An 18,148-nucleotide genomic window follows, 5' to 3' on the forward strand; every position below is an offset into this window, starting at 1 on the left:
TGCTTCCAGTAAATTTTGTCTACCTGTTCAAAGGTAGCGTAAGGGATTCCGGCGTGCCTTGGCGATATAATTCTTGATATTCATCCAGAAAGCCAGGATCATATAAACGATCAGGGGAGACCCCATGGCTAAAAAAGTGGCATAAATAAAGAATATCCGGATGCGTGATGTGGCAATGCCCAATTTCTCACCCAGCGCAGTACAAACACCAAAGGCCTTCCATTCAACAAAGTCTTTGATCTTATTCATATATCAAATTTATTACAATCTAGCATAAATAACAAATGTAATTAGGGGATTTATACATTAGAACGAGGCCTGTTTACTTTAAAAACTCTATGAAATTGTTTAACTTCGCGGTGCAATTTTTAATGTATTCGCTCATAAATTATTTATTTCCATGGTGTTTGATATTGACATGATTAAAAAATTGTATGCGGCACTACCGGGTAAAGTGGAAGCTACCCGTAAGATGTTAGGTCGCCCGCTTACATTGGCTGAGAAGATCCTTTATGCCCACCTGTACGCGCCAACCACTACCCCTTTTGAAAGAGGTAAATCTTATGTGGAATTTGCGCCGGACCGTGTTGCCATGCAGGATGCTACTGCCCAGATGGCTTTGCTGCAGTTCATGACCTGTGGCCGTGCATCGGTTGCCGTACCTTCCACGGTACACTGTGATCACCTGATCCAGGCTAAAACCGGTGCAGTAGCGGATCTGGCTACTGCTATAGACACCAATAAAGAAGTTTACGATTTCCTTGCCTCTATTTCTGATAAATACGGTATCGGTTTCTGGAAACCGGGTGCTGGTATCATTCACCAGGTTGTACTGGAGAATTATGCCTTCCCTGGTGGTCTGATGATCGGTACGGACTCTCATACCCCCAATGCTGGCGGTCTGGGCATGCTGGCCATCGGTGTTGGTGGTGCAGATGCTGTAGACGTAATGGCAGGCCTCGCCTGGGAACTGAAAATGCCTAAACTGATCGGTGTGAAACTGACAGGTAAGCTGAGCGGCTGGGCTTCTCCTAAAGACGTGATCCTGCGTGTGGCTGGTATCCTTACCGTAAAAGGTGGTACAGGCTGCATCGTGGAGTACTTTGGCGAAGGTGCGGACAGCATGAGCGCTACCGGTAAAGGTACCATCTGTAACATGGGTGCTGAAATCGGCGCTACCTGCTCCGTTTTTGCATACGACACTAAAATGTCCGACTACCTGAAAGGCACTTCCCGCAAAGAAGTAGCTGAACTGGCAGATGGCGTCAGGGAACACCTCCGCCCGGATGAAGCTGTATACAACGATCCTGCTAAGTTCTACGACCAGGTGATCGAAATCAACCTGGATGAACTGGAACCTTATGTAAACGGACCATTCACGCCGGACCTGGCATGGCCTATCTCCAAATTTGCACAGGCAGTAAAGGAAAACAACTGGCCTGAGAAACTGGAAGTAGCCCTGATAGGCTCCTGCACCAACTCTTCCTACGAAGATATCAGCCGTTCTGCCTCCCTGGCAAAACAGGCTATCGATAAAGACCTTCCCGTACATTCCGAATTCACCATCACCCCGGGTTCTGAACTGGTTCGCTTCACCATTGAAAGAGATGGCCTGCTGAAAACCTTTGCTGACTTTGGCGGTGTAGTACTGGCTAACGCCTGCGGTCCCTGTATTGGTCAATGGGCCCGTCATATAGACGATCCTACCCGTAAGAACTCCATCATCACTTCCTTCAACCGTAACTTCGCGAAGAGGAACGATGGTCTGGCTTCTACCCATGCATTCGTAGCTTCTCCTGAGATTGTTACTGCACTGGCTATTGCCGGAGACCTTACTTTCAACCCGCTCACAGATACCCTGAAGAACAGGAAAGGTGAAGATGTGAAACTGGATGAACCTGCAGGTTTTGAACTGCCTCCAAGAGGTTTTGATGTGGAAGACGCCGGTTACCAGGCTCCTGCTGAAGACGGCAGCGGCGTACAGGTGATCGTTTCCCCCACTTCAGACCGTTTACAGTTGCTGGCACCCTTCACTGCATGGGAAGGTACTGATCTGAAAGGACTGAAACTGCTCATCAAGGCAAAAGGTAAATGTACTACAGACCACATCTCCATGGCAGGTCCATGGTTGAAGTTCCGTGGCCACCTGGATAACATTTCCAATAACATGCTCATTGGTGCCGTGAATGGCTTCAACGATAAAACGGATACTGTTAAGAACCAGCTGACTGGTGAATACGGCGCTGTACCTGCTACTGCACGTGCTTACAAAGCTGCGGGCATTGGCTCCATTGTGGTGGGTGATGAAAACTATGGTGAAGGATCCAGCCGCGAGCACGCTGCAATGGAACCACGTCACCTGGGTGTTCGCGCCATCCTCGTGAAATCTTTCGCAAGGATCCACGAAACCAACCTGAAAAAACAAGGTATGCTCGGGTTGACTTTCAATGACAAGGATGATTACGAAAAGATCCAGGAAGATGACAGCATTGATATTGTTGGTCTTACTGAGTTCACGCCTGGCAAACCACTGACGGTTGTTTTAAACCACAAAGATGGTTCTAAGGATGAGATCGTAGTGAACCATACCTACAATGAACAACAAATTGAGTGGTTCAAAGCAGGTGGTGCATTGAATGTGATCAGGGCGCAGTTTGCAGCAGCCGCTAAGAAATAAGAGAACATCATACACTGATACGAAGCCCCGTTCCATTTGGAGCGGGGCTTTTTTTGGCAATAAAAGCGAGAATTTTTAATAGAAAACAAACCTCGTTCCTTATAGAGCAGGGCTTTTTTAATCAGCAATAAAAGCGAGGAATTTTTAAAAGAAAAACAAACCTCGTTCCTTATAGAGCAGGTCTTTTAATCAGCAATAAAAGCGAGGAATTTTTAATAGAAAACAAACCTTCTTCCTTACAGAGCAGGGCTTTTTTAATCAGCAATAAAAGCGAGGAATTTTTAAAAGAAAAACAAACCTCGTTCCTTATAGAGCAGGTCTTTTTAATCAGCAATAAAAGCGAGGAATTTTTAAAAGAAAAACAAACCTTGTTCCTTACGGCGCGAGGCTTTTTAATCAGCAATAAAAGCGGCGGCTTTTTTTTCAGCAAACAAAACCCCACTCCAAAAGGAGCAGGGCTTTTTCTATCAACCATAAACAAATAATCAGTAACTCGGATTCTGGATCAGTACCGGCGCATTGCGGTCTATTTCCGTTTGTGGAAGCGGCCACAGATCATAATGGGCTTCGTATTTTGTTTTGATCGTTGGTGTCAGGGGATTCTGTACAAAACCATTCAATTTCTCACGGGCTATACCCCATCTTCTCAGATCAAAATAACGCAATCCTTCCAATGCAAACTCTACCCTTCTTTCATGCCTGATACGGTTGCGCATCTCGTCCTTTGTTAAGCCTGCAGGAAGATCCGGCATATTAACCCTGTTCCTCACCAGCTTTATAGCAGCATATACATCTGCATCCGGACCAGCCAATTCATTTTGTGCTTCCGCAAACATGAGCAATACATCCGCATAACGCAGTAATACAAAATCATTATCATCGATGGTGCCATAATCCGGATCTACCAGGGAAGGGTCCAGCCATTTTTTCACGGCATAATAACCAACTATCCAACTGTCTTTACCCGGTGTGGCAACAGACAAAACCCCTGTAAAAGGCCAACCCTGTGCCTTTGTATCTCCCGGAAAGAAAAAGGTCATCCGCATCCTGGGATCCCTGTTTTCAAATGGTTTCCCTTTTACGTATACTGCAGAAGAAGCCGTGTCCTTTCCATCTGCAGCTTCATATTCATCAATCAGGTTCTGTGTACCCAGTTCTCCTTTCCAGCGTTGCAGTTGTACTGCCACTGCCACATCCTGGTGTAAAACATTCGGGCGTTGGTATTTTACGGAGAACATGATCTCCTTGCTGCTGTTTTGATCAGGTTTATAAAAGTTACCTGCATAATTAGCATACAGGCTGTACTTATTACCTGACATGATCTCTTTAGCCAGCGTGGCAGCAGGCCCGTATTTTTTCTGAAAGAGCAAGGCCCTTACTTTATATGCCTGTGCAGTGCTTTTTGTAGCATGGCCATCTCCATAAGTTACATCCGGTAAACCTGCAATAGCCACATCCAGGTCTTCTTCCACCAGTTTCAACACATCTGCCTTATCAGACTTGGCCCTGGTGGCGGAGAAATCTATTGTGAAAGGATCTTCTTTGGTGATGATGGTATTGCCGTAAAGCTGTGCCAGCCAGAAATAATTGAAAGCCCTGATGAAATGGGCTTCTGCTTTATACCTGGTTAGTTTGTCGCCGGTCAGCACCTTATCAACATTTACAATAAATGAATTAGCGGCTGCAATTGCTTTATAAGAATTGGCGTAGTAATTATAAACGAAATCGCCGGATTGTGGCGTGATCCCCGAAGAAAGTGCGGTTTGCCCGCCGCCATAGTTATACTGCCCGTAAGAATCATCACTGAAGTTATCCCATGCAAATATTTCATACATGGATGTGGCATAGCCACCACCACTCTGATAGAGGTAATTGTACAAACCACTTAAGGCAAGGTCTGCATCTGCTTCTGTTTTCCAGAAAAGGTCAGAAGATAATTTGTCTGGCGGTGTTACATCCAGGAATCCTTTTTTACAGGCACCCAGCATGGTGGCAGTAACACACAGGAGCATTAAGATATATTTCTGATACTGTTTCATATGCATATCATTTATCTGAATAGAGTTATAATCAAAACTGAACCATCGCACCCAGCGTAAACGTTCTTGTTTGCGGGTAGGTCACATAGTTACCATCACCGGCGCGCTCAGGGTCCAGCCCGGGGAATTTGCTGACGGTAAACACATTATCCGCGCTGGCATAGATCCGGAGCGATTTCATGCTGATCCGGCTAATGAGCTGAACAGGCATTGTATAACCCAGCTGGAGGTTACGCAGCCGCAGGAAAGATGCCTCTTTCAGGAAATAAGTAGATGCATAGTTCTGCACCGGCGCATAACCATCTGCAACGTAGATCTTAGGCATTGTGTTGGTGGGATTGGTGGGCGTCCAGCGGTTCCGCCAGTCTGTGGTGGGAACAGATCCCTGCCTGAATGGTTCAATCCCCCATCCGTTCACATATATTTTCTGTCCGCGGGAGCCATAGAATTGTGCACTCAGGTCAAACGCTTTCCAGTTAAGGCCAAGGTTGAAAGAATATTGAAAGGTGGGGTATTTCCCTTTCACGTACGTACGGTCCTGATCATCTACTTTACCATCTGCTTTTACATCCTTTATTTTCAGATCACCAGGTGTTGGCGTAACAGGTTGTTTGGGCGATTTCAGGATCTCATCAGCAGTCTGGAAGATCCCATCCCATACATAGATATAATATCCATCCAGCTCATGCCCTTCTTCCCTTATTGTTGTGCCGCCGATCTCTTTCTTTCCGAACTTCTCCAGTTTATTTTTATACGTCTGGAAATTTGCATTCAGGTTATAACTAAAATCTTTTCCAATGTTATCATTATACTGAACAGTGAATTCAAATCCTTTATTCCTCACGGCACCGTTATTGATCACGGGTGCATTTAATCCCAGCCATACCGGCACCTGTGAACTTCTGAGAATGTCGAAAGTATATTTGTTGAACCAGTCTGCCGTGATATTGATGCGGTTATTGAGAGCGGTGAGGTTAATGCCGAAGTCAAGTACCCGGGTACTTTCCCATGTAAGGTTAGGGTCTACCAGTGAGCTGGCAGCAAAGCCGTTGGTAACAGTTCCGCCAAATACATAAGGGCGGTTATCCAATGTAGGCTGATAAGGATAGGTGCCAATATTCTGATTACCTAATTCACCGAACGATCCCCTGATCTTCAGATCATTTAACCAGGAAACATCTTTCAGGAATGCTTCTTCCGAAATACGCCATGCTCCGGAAAATGAATAGAACAAACCCCAACGATTGTCTGCCGGGAGGCGGGATGTACCATCATAACGAAGGCTTGCACCGAGCAGGTATTTATCCTTGTAATCGTAGTTCACATTGCCATAAAAAGAACGGATGCCCCATTCGCTGGAAGTACCGCTATTGGCCTGTCCTTCAGCAGGACCTGCATTTAATTCCCGCAGCAGGTTGGTAGGGAACTGTGTGCGGCTTGCATTCAGCTGATCGCCTTTATTATGCTCCTGCTGATAACCGGCTAATGCGGATAGGTTGTGTACACCCAGCTTTTTCCTGTAAGTGAACTGGCTGTAGAAAACAGTATAAACATTGCCTGTATTAGCTAACGAAAGGCCCGGCGTTCCAACATCCAGCAGCCCTGCGGGGCTCATATCGTTATAAAAAAACGTAGGCACTACGGGCCTGAAATCGTTGTTCTTTACGGCATTGTAATTCATACCTGCCCTGTTCTCCCATTTTAAGCCGTCTATGATATCCACATCGAGGGAAAGGTTACCCTGTGCATAATAATCTGCTGAGCGTGTGATCACATTTTCACCTACTATGGCCACCGTGTTCTTATTGCCCAATTCATTAGAGTATGCTCTCTTAATCCATCTGCCGTCAGGCGCGCGTGGGGGATAAAGCGGAGACTGGGCCAGTGTGGAAAGGAACATATCCCCGGCACCCTGCGGGGGGAATTTCCTGTCGCCATACCGCATCTGGATATTTGTTCCCAGTGTAACCCTTTTATTCACTCTTGAGCTAAGCCCCAGGTCCAGCGTATATTTTTTATAGTCGAATCCTATCATCACGCCTGGTTGCAGGTTAATACCAAGGCCCAGGCTGTAATTGACATTCTCTCTTCCCCCGCTCATATTCAGGTAATGGTTCTGTGTGTATGCGGTGCGGAACAGGTCATTCAGCCAGTTATGGTTAGGATATTTTACCCGGTCTGTAGCATTCTGATACAGATCTATCTGTTGCTGTGTGTACAAAGGAGCCAGGCCGGAATTGGTACGTGCTTCGTTGGACAGTTGCATATATTCCGCGGAATTGGTGATCACATCCGGGAGCTTGGTAGCTTTTGAAATGCCCAGGTTATATCCGTATTGCACGGTAAAGCCGGTTCCTTTTCCTTTTTTGGTTTTAACCACAATCACACCATTTGCCCCCCTGGATCCATAGATAGCAGCAGAAGCGGCATCTTTCAGCACAGAAACAGATTCAATATCATTGGGGTTCAAAACGCTCAGGCTACCGGGTAACCCGTCTACAATCACTAATGGATCATTACCTGCACCACTGAAAGTACTGATACCCCTGATCCGTAATACAATGTTTTCATTACCGGGTTCTCCTGATCCCTGCGTTACCTGCAGGCCGGGCAGTTGCCCCTGCAGCAGGCTCACAGGATTGGTAGCAGTACGTTTGTTCAGTTCTGCACCACTTACAGTGGCTACGGCACTGGTGAGTTTATGTTTTTCCTGTGTGCCGTAACCTACTACCACTACTTCATTCAACCCGGCAACATCTTCTTTCAGCACAATATCAAATGCCGTGCGGCCCTCCACACTGATCTCCTGTTTTATGTAACCGATGCCGGAGATCACCAAGGTAGCACCTGCAGGAACTTCCAGCGAAAAGGTGCCATCTGTATTTGTGAGTGTTCCTGTACCGGTTCCTTTTACCTGCACGGTAATATTGGGTAATGGATTCCCTTTTTCATCGGATACTTTACCATTTACTTTTTGTACCTGGACCTGCGTAGCGTTTTTTTTAAACACTACCATTTTATTATCAATGATGGCATAATGCAGGCCGGTGATCCCGGAAATGGAATCCAATACCTGACGGAAAGGAACATCCGTCAGCTGAAGGCTCAGCCTGGGCAGTTTCTCCACCTCGGTATTGCTGTAATAAAAAATATAGCCGGTTTTCTTTTCCAGGAAACGGAAGGCCTTTTCTACTTCGGTTTTTTCAAATGAAACGGATATTGTGTTTTGAGAATATCCCGCAGCAGATACTTTAAAGAAAAGCAACAAAAGCACTGCGGTGAATTTGATCAGTTGCAGGATCTTTCCTGCACATGCAGGCAACTGATACAATTGCGTAATTGATTTTTTCATACTCCAGCGGAATTAAGATTTGGGTGATTTCTGTAGAAGTGTCGGAACTGTATAGACATGCCATTCCCTATAGGGGAGCGCCCCTTATTTTGGTTATAGAACACATAGTAAAGGTTATTTTATGATTACGGTATCATCTTCTATGGAATAATTAAACGGTTGAATTTCCTGTAGGATCGTTAATAGTTTTTCAAGTGATAAATTATCTGCGCGCCCGGTAAATCTCAACGTGGAAAGTTGCGGGTCTTCTATAATGATCTTAATGCCGTACCAGCGTTCCAGCCTCCGGGAGATAAACTCCAGTGTTTCATTTTCAAAGAGGAACCTGTTCCTTACCCAGGCGGTTTCAGCTACCTGGCCACTATCCGGTGTACCTATGGCGGAGAGCGCTTTCCGCTCAATGATCATATCACCGGACTGTTCAATGATGGTGGCCTCTTCGTTTTTTGTTTTTATATGTTTACTGTCACTGACTACTATTTTCTGATTGGGTTTCAATATGATCCTCCCGGCCCTGTTGGCCTCTTTCACCAATACTTCCACTGCCCCGGAGATCAATGCAGTTTCCGTAAACCCTTCATCCTTATAAGAACGAACATTAAATGCCGTACCCAACACCCTGATATCCATCTTTTCCGTATGAATAATAAAAGGTTTACCGGCATGTTGCTGTACATCAAAATATCCTTCACCACTCAGGAACACTTCCCTTACCTGCTTATCAAATTTCGGCGGATATTTTAAAGTGCTGCCCGCGTTAAGCCATACGGTGGAACCATCGGAAAAGCGGATCTTCGTTTTCATGCCAGCATCTGTTGTTACAAGCTTATAGCCATCCGGCATGCCTCCCCATTGCCTGTATATAACAAACAGGCAGGTGGCGATCACAAGGGAAAGCAGCGTGAATAATGCGATGCGGAGCGGCGGCCGTTTTTTGACAACCTGTTCCTGTTCAAACATTACCGGAGCACTTTCCATCTTTTCAATTTCCCGGGCAACCTTATCTGCCCATGCTTCCACAGCCCCTTCATCCATCAGGGGTTTCCTGGAAAAGGAAAGCTGGTCTATTAAACCAGATTTCAGCCATACATCCGGATGCTCCAGCAGCAATTGCTCCAACTCGGCTTTTTCCTCGTTTGTAATATCATTGCGCCAGTAAAGGGCCAATAATTCCCATAGTCGATTGGTCATTTATATGAGCATATGCGATTTAAGTAATAATAAGACAACCGTAAAAAGTAAAACAATTAAGGGAGGAAGAAAAAAAATCAGGAATGGGAAACTTTGAGCGCTGTATTCAGGGCACCCCATATCTTTTTCAGGGCGAGGGTCATTTGAACATTCACCGTAGCTTTTGAAATATCCAGCAGATGTGCCACCTGCTCGTATGTAAGCCCGTCTTCTTTTACAAGGATGAAGATCTGCCGGCATCTTGGCGGCAGCTGACCGATCACGGACCTTATAGAGGTAACATCTTCTTTACTGATCATGATCTCTTCCGGATTTTGTTCACGCAGGTTCACCTGCAATTCCCAGGCTGCAAGATTAGCGGCGCGGCGGCCTTTGCTTTTCAGGTAATTAAGGGCTGTGTTTTTAACTGCTTTGAAGAGGTAGAATCTGATATTATCCGGAGGGGGCAGGTTTTCCCTTTGCTGCCATATTTTAATGAACACATCAGACACGATCTCCTCAGCTTCCTGCAGGTTGCCCACTATGCTATCGGCAAAATAGTGAAGCGAGGACCCAAATTCATTCATCATGCATTTGAATGACCTCATGTCCCCTGTTTTCCAAAACGTGCTGTAAAATGATGGTTCTATGCTCATATATGGCTGTATACTAAAGCTAAAACACATTTTCAGCAATTATTTCCAGATATTTCACTAATTATGGTGGTATATTATCGGGAACAACCAGCCGGAAATGGCCCATTATTTGCAAATTCGCTTATATGCACAGAGAAAGTATCAAAAACTACTGGCTGCTGTTAACCAATAAAACGTCTGCCCGTAACCCAAACCTAGCCTCGCAGACCATTGACAAGATCATTAAAAGGTACAGCGCTCCGGGAAGGCATTATCATAACACGGTGCATCTCAGCGACCTGATCTGCCTGCAACAGCAGTATGCGCCGCTTATTGTGGATAACGACAGCCTGCTGTATGCCATCTATTTCCATGATATTGTGTACAAAGTGACCCGCAGTGATAATGAAGAGAAAAGTGCGCAGGAAGCCGTGGCCTTTTTGAACAGGATAGGTTACCCGGATGATAAACAGCAGAAAGTGTTCACATTCATTGCTGCCACACAAAAACATGTCAACCCCCTGGGAGATCCTGACCTGGATTACCTGCTGGACTTTGACCTGCACATCCTTGGTTCCACACCTGCCCAATATGAGGCATATACAAAGCAGGTCAGGAAAGAATACGGCCTTTACCCTTCCTTTATGTATAAAAGAGGCCGGAAGAAAGTATTACAGCACTTTTTAAGTCAGCCCAGTATTTATAAAACAGCTGTTTTCAGGGAGAAATATGAGAAGAAAGCAAGAGAGAATATGGAGCGGGAATTAGAACAGCTTTAGAACAAAGGTTTCTTCAAAGCAAAACGCTTCGCTACACTCACCCTGAAGTTACCCGTACCAAAGGTCTGATAGGTACGGTTCACAGGAGATTCACTCCGGGTTACCATATCCACGTAATGAATACCTGCAAAGTATTTACTGGAATTATACCCTGCAGAGAAACGCACCGTGTTATTCAGCTGCCACCCAAATTCGCGGCGCTTATTACGCCCGTCCAGGTAATTCAGTACGGTTTGATTCACACCTGCACTGCCCGTTAGTGAAGCTGTAATAAAGAAGTATTTTTTGATAACAAAGGTATGTGCATAGCCCACATTGGCAGCGATGCTCACACTACTTGTTTTATGGAAAGGTTCATTATCGAAAAAGCCCTCTACTCCCAGATTAGCAGGGATCAGGGCGGAATCGCCTTTCATCTTCCAGGCAAAAACCTCTCCTCCCACAATGAAAGAACCAGCGCTCTTTTTCTGGTATTCATTCTGCAGATAAGCAGCCCGGTAAGAAAATCTTTTATCGTTGAAGATATATTGCACATTCAAACCAAGGTCCGTATTATACATATCCGGCCTGAGTGTTAAAGCCTGCGAATTGAACCGGCGGTTGGCCAGGTAATATCCTTTGTAATACTGCCCGTAGAAATCTATGACCAGTTTGCGCAGGTATAAATGCGATTGCAGATCGAGGTATTTGGTTTTACCATACTTGTCGTCATCATTATTGATGAAAGGAATTTTGAAACCGATATTGATACCAATGAACTTGTAGTTGACACCAATACCCAGGTTATTGCTGGTATTGGGGCGGTATAACACTTCTTCTTTGAGGCGTTTGTCCACTATATCATAATAGGTGTATTTCCGGGAACCAAAGATGCGTACCGTCAGATCTTCCGTATGATCTTCTATGTAGGCAGAATCATTTTCCGTTTGCAGCAATCTTTTCAGGCGCTGTTGCCCAGATGCTGCCGAAGCAGACAAAAAGAGCACTAATACAGGTACAACACAGCGTATATTCATAACAGTCAGTAGGCTTATAAGATAAGATCAATCCGGCAATTCTATCACTTCCACATTTTTAATTCCCCCGTTCTCCACATCAAAGCGCACCAGCGTTTTTACTTTATGCCAGCCCTGCTTGCCACAGGCTCCCGGGTTTATATGTAACAATTGTAGTGCCGGATCCGGCATGATCTTGAGTATATGTGAATGCCCGCTGATAAAGAGTTGCGGGCGCTTCTTTACAATATATGGTTTTATGGCTGTTGTATATTTGGGAGGATATCCCCCAATGTGTGTCATCCATACCTTCATGCCTTCGCACATGAACAGGTTATGTTCAGGATAACGAACACGCAGATCCTGCCCGTCCACATTCCCATAAACTGCCCTGAGCGGCTTGAAAGCTTCCAGTTGATCTGCCAGGGCTACATTCCCGATATCACCGGCATGCCAGATCTGGTCCACTTTCTCAAAATGATGGAATACTTTGGGATGCAGGTAACCATGCGTATCAGACATCAATCCAATCTTCATACTGCAAAGTAATTCATCACTATCTCATAGACAAGTGATGCTGCCAGTTTAGCGGTACGATTATCCTGGTCAAGCGTGGGGTTTACTTCTGCAATGTCCGTTCCGGCGAGCTTTCCGCTCCTTAATACCGTACGGTAACAATCCAGGAACAAAGCATCCGGCACCAGGCCATTATAAGCGGTGGCACTTACGCCGGGTGCATAAGGGGATGCAAATACATCCATGCAGGCAGTGAGGTAGATCTTATCTGTACGTTTGATGAATGCCTGGATGGCTCCCAGCAACTGATCACGGTACTTTTCCTGGAAGAGGGAGGCCTGGAGGTATTCAACACCAAGGGCGTCTGCCGTTTGAAAAAGTTTACGGGTATTACTGTTTTGCTGAATGCCCAGGGCCAGGTAATGGAAGGGTATATTTTCCGCGGCCCTGTCCTGTGCTATCTGGAAGAAGCCGGTGCCGGAGCTTGGGCCGTTTTCATCCGGCTCCCGCAGATCAAAATGCGCATCAAAATTGATGATGCCTAATTGCTGCGTTGTGTCCGTAAAACGCCTGATACCGCGTTCATGCGCATAAGCTATTTCGTGACCGCCACCAGCCAGTACAGGCAGGTACCCTTCTTTCAGGATATAGTTCACCGTGGCGGAAAGCGCTTCCTGCGCCATTTCCAGTTGGTTACCCTCGCAAATAATATTACCGGCATCTACTAATATATGCTCATCAAAATGTAAGGGGAAGTTGGCGCACATTTTCCGGATCGCGGCTGGTCCTGCAGCGGCACCGGTTCTTCCTTTATTGCGCCGTACACCTTCATCAGAAGTGAAACCTAATAGGGCAATGCCTTTCTGGCCAGCTTTTAAGATGGGTAGACCTTCCCGGCTGATATCTACTGGTTTGATGTACTGGTGCCAGCGTAAGGAAGCAACATCATCTCCATCCCTGCGGCCTTCCCATGGTGTAGCTGTAGGTTGATAACAAACTAAGGTCATGCGATAGTGGTTTGAATGAGTTCTCCGTTCTTCCACACCATAAAAGGTTTCATACGCCCCTGGTAATAAAGGATGTCCCGGTAGTCTTTGCAGGGATAAGCCTGAAAATCTGCGCCAGGCACAGTTATATCCAATGCTTTCGCTGCGCGGGAAGTTAAGCCGGCCAGCACTTCGGCGGTGGATAATCTTTCTGCTGCACTCATTACAGCGGCCTGTGTTAACAGATCTCCCATGGGTGCGGAGCCTGGATTCCAGTCACTGGCAATGGCTACGGACGCTCCTGCATCCAGGAGTTTCCGGGCAGGTGCATAATGCATGCCTAGTCCCAATGAAGCACCGGGTAATACTACCGCTACTGTTTCAGAGGATGCCAGTTGCCGTATATCCGTTTCCGTGGAAGCTTCCAGGTGGTCCGCAGATAGTGCTTTTGCTTTCACGGCCACTTGTGATCCCCCGCTGCTGAACTGATCAGCATGTACGGTTAATTTGAATCCTGCTTTTGCGGCCTGCTCTAAAAATGATAGTGCATCTTTTGTGGAGAAGGCTGTTTCTTCAATGAAGATGTCTACCCTGTTAGTGAGTTGTTCTTCTTTTAATACAGGCAGCAGCTCACTGAGTATCCAGCGGAGGTAAGCTTTTTCATCTCCGTCAAAATCGCGTGGCCGCATATGTGCTGCCAGGCAGGTAGGAATAAGGGTTGCTTTGGTGTATAATCCTGCGGAACGGATAGCCCGGAGCATGGTAAGTTCTGCTTCGAGGTTCAGGCCGTATCCGCTTTTTACTTCTATGGTAGTTACGCCATCTTTTAAATGACGGTCTGCACGGGCAACCGTATTTGCTATCAATGCTGCTTCGCCTGCTTCCCTTGTTTTCATGACGGAATCCCAGATGCCGCCACCAGCGCGTGCTATGTCCAGGTAAGACTTTCCGGCGATGCGCATAGCATAGTCACGGTTCCTGCTGCCGGCAAAACAGATGTGCGTGTGTGCATCAATAAAGCCGGGAAGTAATACTGCCGGTTCCTCAATGAAATGAGTGGATATACCTGGATACTGCTTTTGCAGTTCCTTGAACACACCTAATTCAGGGGCTTTCCCTTCCTGCATGATCACGCCGCCCTGTTCAATGATCTCCAGTTGCTCATCTTTCAGCGGGCCTTTTAATGGCAAGCCTTTCAGCGGCAGTATCTGTGAAAATGGTCCGGTCAGTTTCATACAAGATGATTTTTAATTTAGAATCCTAATCCATGTTTATCCTGCCACTCCTGTGCCCGTTCATATCCTGCATCTGCATGGCGGTAAATACCTAATGCGGGATCATTGTATAATACCCGTTTGAGACAAGTAGCTGCACGGTCTGTTCCATCTGCCAGTACTACCATGCCTGCATGTTGTGAATAACCCATGCCTACACCACCGCCATGATGGAAAGAAACCCAGGTGGCACCACCTGCGGTGTTAGACATCAGGTTTAACAGGGTCCAGTCAGATACCGCATCGGAGCCATCTTTCATGGATTCCGTTTCACGGTTGGGCGAAGCCACGGAGCCACAATCCAGGTGATCACGGCCAATTACAATAGGCGCTTTCACTTTGCCTGTTCTCACCAGTTCATTAAAGATCAATCCTGCCTTTTCCCTTTCGCCCATGCCCAGCCAGCAGATGCGTGCCGGTAATCCCTGGAAGGCCACACGCTCCTGTGCTTTTTTCAGCCAGTTGATCAGCGCCGTGTTTTCAGGAAATGCTTCCATCAATGCACGATCTGTAGTATAGATATCTTCCGGATCACCGGAGAGCGCTACCCAGCGGAATGGTCCTTTACCTTCACAAAATAAGGGCCGGATATAGGCAGGTGTAAAACCGGGGAAGTTAAATGCATTGGCTTCACCGCCTTCTTTCGCAAATTCACGGATGTTATTGCCATAATCGAATGTAATGGCACCACGACTTTGCAGCTGCAGCATATATCCCACATGACGGGCCATACTGCGCAATGCCCTTTGTTTATAGATGGCAGGATGGCTGACGCGCATAGCAGCAGCTTCTGTTAAAGTCAGGTCGTTGGGTACATAACCATTCACGGGATCGTGTGCGGAAGTCTGGTCGGTGAGAATATCCGGTGTGATATTGTCTTTGAGCAAACGTTCCAGCAGATCACCTGCATCACTTACCAGGCCAATAGATACTGCTTCACCTTTGCTTTGCGCTTCGCGCACCCATTGGATGGCTTCATCATAAGAATCCGTCATCCTGTCGATATACTTTGTATCCAGGCGTTTTTGAATACGGGTAGCATCCACATCTGCACCAAGGAATACAGCGCCAGCCATGGTTGCAGCCAGCGGCTGAGCGCCACCCATTCCTCCAAGCCCTGCAGTTACCAGCAGCTTCCCTTTCAGATCCCCGTTAAAGTGCTGGCGGCCGCATTCCACAAAGGTTTCGTAAGTGCCCTGCAGGATGCCCTGTGTACCAATATAGATCCAGCTGCCTGCTGTCATCTGCCCATACATCATCAGGCCTTTGGCACGCAGTTCATTAAAGTGTTCCCAGGTAGCCCATTTAGGCACGAGGTTGCTATTTGCTAATAATACACGCGGCGCCTGCGGATGCGTTCTTACAATACCTACTGGTTTACCGGATTGCACGAGTAAGGAATGCTCTTCGTCCAGCGTCAGTAATATTTGTATGATCTTTTGTAAAGCTTCGCGGTTGCGGGCTGCCTGGCCTATTCCGCCATACACCACTAATTCATCCGGGTTTTCTGCTACTTCCGCATCGAGGTTATTCAGCAGCATGCGCAAGGGTGCTTCCGTTTGCCATGATAATGCATTCAGTTCAGTACCACGGGGAGCTTTATAACGCGGGTGTGCCGCATAAGTATTAAGAAAGTTGGAATTGTTTTTCATACGAACCGTTTAGATGGATGTTGTTAAGAATGGCTGCATTATTTGCAACACGAACAAAAGACTCGTCAGCAATGATCTCATGCAGGGCAGCTATATCCGTTGCGAAGATGCGGTCCTTAGCAGCAAAGCTAACCTTAGACCTTGCGTAATCATGGCAGGCTTCCAGTACCGGGGCAGATTTGAAGGGCCGCCTGAAATCTATGGCCTGCGCGGCATAGAGCAGTTCTATGGCCAGGATGTATTCCAGGTTACCGATCACCTGCAAAAGCTTACGGCCACTGATAGATCCCATGGATACATGATCTTCCTGCCCAAGGGAAGTAGGTACACTATCCGCACTGGCCGGGAAACACAATGTTTTATTTTCTGTTACCAACGCAGCGGTGGTGTATTGCGGGATCATAAACCCGGAGTTCAGGCCTGCATCCTGGATCAATAGTTTGGGTAATCCATACCGCCCTTCTATCATCATATAACACCTGCGATCTGAAATATTGCCCAGCTCTGCAGCTGCTACAGTAGCGTAATCCAGCGGAATGGCCAAAGGCTGCCCGTGAAAGTTGCCGCCACTGATGGTATCTTCAGCAGAGAAGATGATGGGATTATCTGTTACTGCATTCAGTTCAATGGAAGTAAGTTCCTGCAGATGTTTCCAGGCCGTGCGGGAAGCACCATGTACCTGTGGCATACATCTTAAGGAGTAAGGATCCTGCACACGGTCGCAATCCTTATGAGAAGCCATGATCTCAGAACCCGCCAGCAAAGCGCTCAGGCGGTTTGCCACTAACTGGTTGCCAGGATAAGGACGGATGGCATGTAAACGGGGATCGAAAGGTTTGGCAGTGCCCATCAATCCTTCGAGAGACATAGCACCGATAAGATCCGCCGCTTCCAATGCATTATGCAAACGTGCTACTGCTTTCACGGCAAATGAAAGAATGAACTGTGTACCATTGATCAATGCCAGTCCTTCTTTGGGTCCCAATACAATAGGATTCAGTCCCTCCTGTTGTAAAACATGGCCAGCGGATACTTTGTTTCCTTTATACCATACTTCCCCCAAACCTATCAGTGGCAGAAAGAGATGAGATAAAGGGGCCAGATCCCCGGAAGCACCTACAGAACCTTTCTCCGGCACTAAAGGTGTGATGTTGTTATCAATGAACCACACGATCCTTTCCAGCGTAACAGGGTTTACACCCGAATATCCCTGTGCCAGTGCCTGTACTTTTGTGATCAGCATTAACCTGGCAATCTCTTCCGGAATAGGTGCACCTACTCCCACACTATGGCTTTGCAGGATGTTGTATTGCAAAGCCCTGGTATCTTCTTCAGAGATCTTGGTATCACATAAAGGCCCAAAGCCTGTATTGATGCCATATACCGTGGTATGCTCCTTTACAATCGCCTGTACATGCCCATGGCTGGTATTCACCCTTTGCATCACCTCCGGTGTAAGGATACCGCGGGTTTTGCCGGATGCTATGTTCATCGCAATAGCAACGGTCAGGGAGTCCTGACCGTATTTAAAAACCTCATTCATTGATGGATTGTTTTGGTGTTATTATCCATAGCCACCTGTATGCGTTGTGCCAGTGGTTTGTTTTCCACAGACTGCTCCAATGCACTGATAGCTTCCAGTATTTTGCTGCTTTGTTTATGTTCCATGGCCAGTTCCGTCATGGCCGTTTCAATACCTTTCCAGATAGGTAATACCTGTGCCAGCAATGCAGCGCCTTCTTTCGTGAACTCCACCCACTGCCGCCGCCCGTCTTCTTCGCAACGGCTGGTATCTACCAGGCCCTTCTTTTTAAGATTGGTGATCAGCTGACTCACAGCGGAATGGGATACTTCCAGTTCCTGAGAAATATCCATGAGCGTTAAACGCTCTTTGTCTGACAACAGATAGAAGAGAGGAAACCAGCTGGCATCAAAGGCAATGCCTGCCTGATCATACACCTTATTGACCTCCGCGAGGAAGTATTCACTCAACCGCCGCAGGCGGCTGCCGAAGATCAGGTAACCGAGTTTTGGATAGAAGCTCATAAAATATATAAGTGCTTATATATTTTA

15 protein-coding genes are annotated in these 18,148 nt (G+C 46.7%); 2 read left to right on the forward strand and 13 right to left on the reverse strand.

Translation table 11 applies throughout. From position 1 onward, the window contains the following. Nucleotides 1–27: 27 nt before the first annotated feature. The gene (locus AAHN97_RS17335; RefSeq protein WP_074243026.1) at nt 28–249 is read right to left on the reverse strand and encodes a PspC domain-containing protein; all 222 of its coding nucleotides are present in this window, start codon (nt 247–249) and stop codon (nt 28–30) included. 151 nt (nt 250–400) lie between these two features. On the opposite strand from AAHN97_RS17335, the gene AAHN97_RS17340 reads away from it, so the two are divergent. Continuing rightward, nucleotides 401–2,677, forward strand: coding sequence for an aconitate hydratase (locus AAHN97_RS17340; RefSeq protein WP_343303320.1), 2,277 nt, complete (start codon nt 401–403; stop codon nt 2,675–2,677). A gap of 169 nt (nt 2,678–2,846) precedes the next feature. On the opposite strand, the gene AAHN97_RS17345 is transcribed toward AAHN97_RS17340, so the two are convergent. The 5 genes from AAHN97_RS17345 to AAHN97_RS17365 form a co-directional block, all read right to left on the reverse strand. Beyond that, nucleotides 2,847–3,152 carry a hypothetical protein gene (locus AAHN97_RS17345; RefSeq protein WP_343303321.1) on the reverse strand — a complete coding sequence of 102 codons (306 nt, stop codon included), beginning with the start codon at nt 3,150–3,152 and terminating at the stop codon, nt 2,847–2,849. A 10-nt stretch (nt 3,153–3,162) separates the two neighbouring features. Continuing rightward, entirely contained in the window at nt 3,163–4,716 is a 1,554-nt protein-coding gene (locus tag AAHN97_RS17350) for a RagB/SusD family nutrient uptake outer membrane protein (protein WP_343303322.1), read from the reverse strand. Between the two features lie 31 nt (nt 4,717–4,747). Beyond that, a complete protein-coding gene (locus AAHN97_RS17355; protein ID WP_343303323.1) occupies nt 4,748–8,068 on the reverse strand; it encodes a TonB-dependent receptor in 3,321 nt (1,106 codons plus the stop codon). Between the two features lie 114 nt (nt 8,069–8,182). Continuing rightward, nucleotides 8,183–9,259 (reverse strand): FecR family protein, encoded by a 1,077-nt coding sequence (locus AAHN97_RS17360; RefSeq protein WP_343303324.1) that lies wholly within the window; start codon nt 9,257–9,259, stop codon nt 8,183–8,185. Between the two features lie 77 nt (nt 9,260–9,336). Next, nucleotides 9,337–9,846 (reverse strand): RNA polymerase sigma-70 factor, encoded by a 510-nt coding sequence (locus AAHN97_RS17365; RefSeq protein ID WP_343303325.1) that lies wholly within the window; start codon nt 9,844–9,846, stop codon nt 9,337–9,339. Nucleotides 9,847–10,019: 173 nt separating this feature from the next. On the opposite strand from AAHN97_RS17365, the gene AAHN97_RS17370 reads away from it, so the two are divergent. Beyond that, a complete protein-coding gene (locus AAHN97_RS17370) occupies nt 10,020–10,652 on the forward strand; it encodes an HD domain-containing protein (protein WP_343303326.1) in 633 nt (210 codons plus the stop codon). On the opposite strand, the gene AAHN97_RS17375 is transcribed toward AAHN97_RS17370, so the two are convergent. The 7 genes from AAHN97_RS17375 to AAHN97_RS17405 are packed head-to-tail and all read right to left on the reverse strand — an operon-like array spanning nt 10,649 to nt 18,121. Next, entirely contained in the window at nt 10,649–11,668 is a 1,020-nt protein-coding gene (locus tag AAHN97_RS17375) for a DUF4421 domain-containing protein (RefSeq protein WP_343303327.1), read from the reverse strand. The genes AAHN97_RS17370 and AAHN97_RS17375 overlap by 4 nt on opposite strands. A 27-nt stretch (nt 11,669–11,695) precedes the next feature. Further along, on the reverse strand, nt 11,696–12,184 hold the full coding sequence (locus AAHN97_RS17380; RefSeq protein ID WP_343303328.1) for a metallophosphoesterase family protein: 489 nt from the start codon (nt 12,182–12,184) through the stop codon (nt 11,696–11,698). Next, nucleotides 12,181–13,170, reverse strand: coding sequence for a formimidoylglutamase (gene hutG, locus AAHN97_RS17385; protein WP_343303329.1), 990 nt, complete (start codon nt 13,168–13,170; stop codon nt 12,181–12,183). Before hutG ends, AAHN97_RS17380 begins: the two co-directional genes overlap by 4 nt. Then, nucleotides 13,167–14,384 carry an imidazolonepropionase gene (gene hutI, locus AAHN97_RS17390; protein ID WP_343303330.1) on the reverse strand — a complete coding sequence of 406 codons (1,218 nt, stop codon included), beginning with the start codon at nt 14,382–14,384 and terminating at the stop codon, nt 13,167–13,169. Before hutI ends, hutG begins: the two co-directional genes overlap by 4 nt. A gap of 17 nt (nt 14,385–14,401) precedes the next feature. After that, a complete protein-coding gene (gene hutU, locus AAHN97_RS17395) occupies nt 14,402–16,075 on the reverse strand; it encodes a urocanate hydratase (RefSeq protein ID WP_343303331.1) in 1,674 nt (557 codons plus the stop codon). After that, a complete protein-coding gene (gene hutH / locus AAHN97_RS17400; protein WP_343303332.1) occupies nt 16,050–17,618 on the reverse strand; it encodes a histidine ammonia-lyase in 1,569 nt (522 codons plus the stop codon). Before hutH ends, hutU begins: the two co-directional genes overlap by 26 nt. Beyond that, entirely contained in the window at nt 17,615–18,121 is a 507-nt protein-coding gene (locus AAHN97_RS17405; protein ID WP_343303333.1) for a MarR family winged helix-turn-helix transcriptional regulator, read from the reverse strand. Before AAHN97_RS17405 ends, hutH begins: the two co-directional genes overlap by 4 nt. Between the last annotated feature and the right edge of the window lie 27 nt (nt 18,122–18,148).

Source organism: Chitinophaga niabensis, from assembly GCF_039545795.1.
GTDB lineage: Bacteria > Bacteroidota > Bacteroidia > Chitinophagales > Chitinophagaceae > Chitinophaga > Chitinophaga niabensis_B.

Excerpts from the sequence above, each read along its gene's own strand:
- AAHN97_RS17350 (WP_343303322.1), bottom strand. The coding sequence starts at position 4,716 with ATGAAACAGTATCAGAAATATATCTTAATGCTCCTGTGTGTTACTGCC.
- hutG (WP_343303329.1), bottom strand. The coding sequence starts at position 13,170 with ATGACCTTAGTTTGTTATCAACCTACAGCTACACCATGGGAAGGCCGC.
- AAHN97_RS17355 (WP_343303323.1), bottom strand. The coding sequence starts at position 8,068 with ATGAAAAAATCAATTACGCAATTGTATCAGTTGCCTGCATGTGCAGGA.
- AAHN97_RS17335 (WP_074243026.1), bottom strand. The coding sequence starts at position 249 with ATGAATAAGATCAAAGACTTTGTTGAATGGAAGGCCTTTGGTGTTTGT.
- AAHN97_RS17380 (WP_343303328.1), bottom strand. The coding sequence starts at position 12,184 with ATGAAGATTGGATTGATGTCTGATACGCATGGTTACCTGCATCCCAAA.
- AAHN97_RS17370 (WP_343303326.1), top strand. The coding sequence starts at position 10,020 with ATGCACAGAGAAAGTATCAAAAACTACTGGCTGCTGTTAACCAATAAA.
- AAHN97_RS17375 (WP_343303327.1), bottom strand. The coding sequence starts at position 11,668 with ATGAATATACGCTGTGTTGTACCTGTATTAGTGCTCTTTTTGTCTGCT.
- AAHN97_RS17405 (WP_343303333.1), bottom strand. The coding sequence starts at position 18,121 with ATGAGCTTCTATCCAAAACTCGGTTACCTGATCTTCGGCAGCCGCCTG.
- hutH (WP_343303332.1), bottom strand. The coding sequence starts at position 17,618 with ATGAATGAGGTTTTTAAATACGGTCAGGACTCCCTGACCGTTGCTATT.
- AAHN97_RS17360 (WP_343303324.1), bottom strand. The coding sequence starts at position 9,259 with ATGACCAATCGACTATGGGAATTATTGGCCCTTTACTGGCGCAATGAT.
- AAHN97_RS17345 (WP_343303321.1), bottom strand. The coding sequence starts at position 3,152 with ATGGTTGATAGAAAAAGCCCTGCTCCTTTTGGAGTGGGGTTTTGTTTG.
- hutU (WP_343303331.1), bottom strand. The coding sequence starts at position 16,075 with ATGAAAAACAATTCCAACTTTCTTAATACTTATGCGGCACACCCGCGT.
- AAHN97_RS17365 (WP_343303325.1), bottom strand. The coding sequence starts at position 9,846 with ATGAGGTCATTCAAATGCATGATGAATGAATTTGGGTCCTCGCTTCAC.
- AAHN97_RS17340 (WP_343303320.1), top strand. The coding sequence starts at position 401 with ATGGTGTTTGATATTGACATGATTAAAAAATTGTATGCGGCACTACCG.
- hutI (WP_343303330.1), bottom strand. The coding sequence starts at position 14,384 with ATGAAACTGACCGGACCATTTTCACAGATACTGCCGCTGAAAGGCTTG.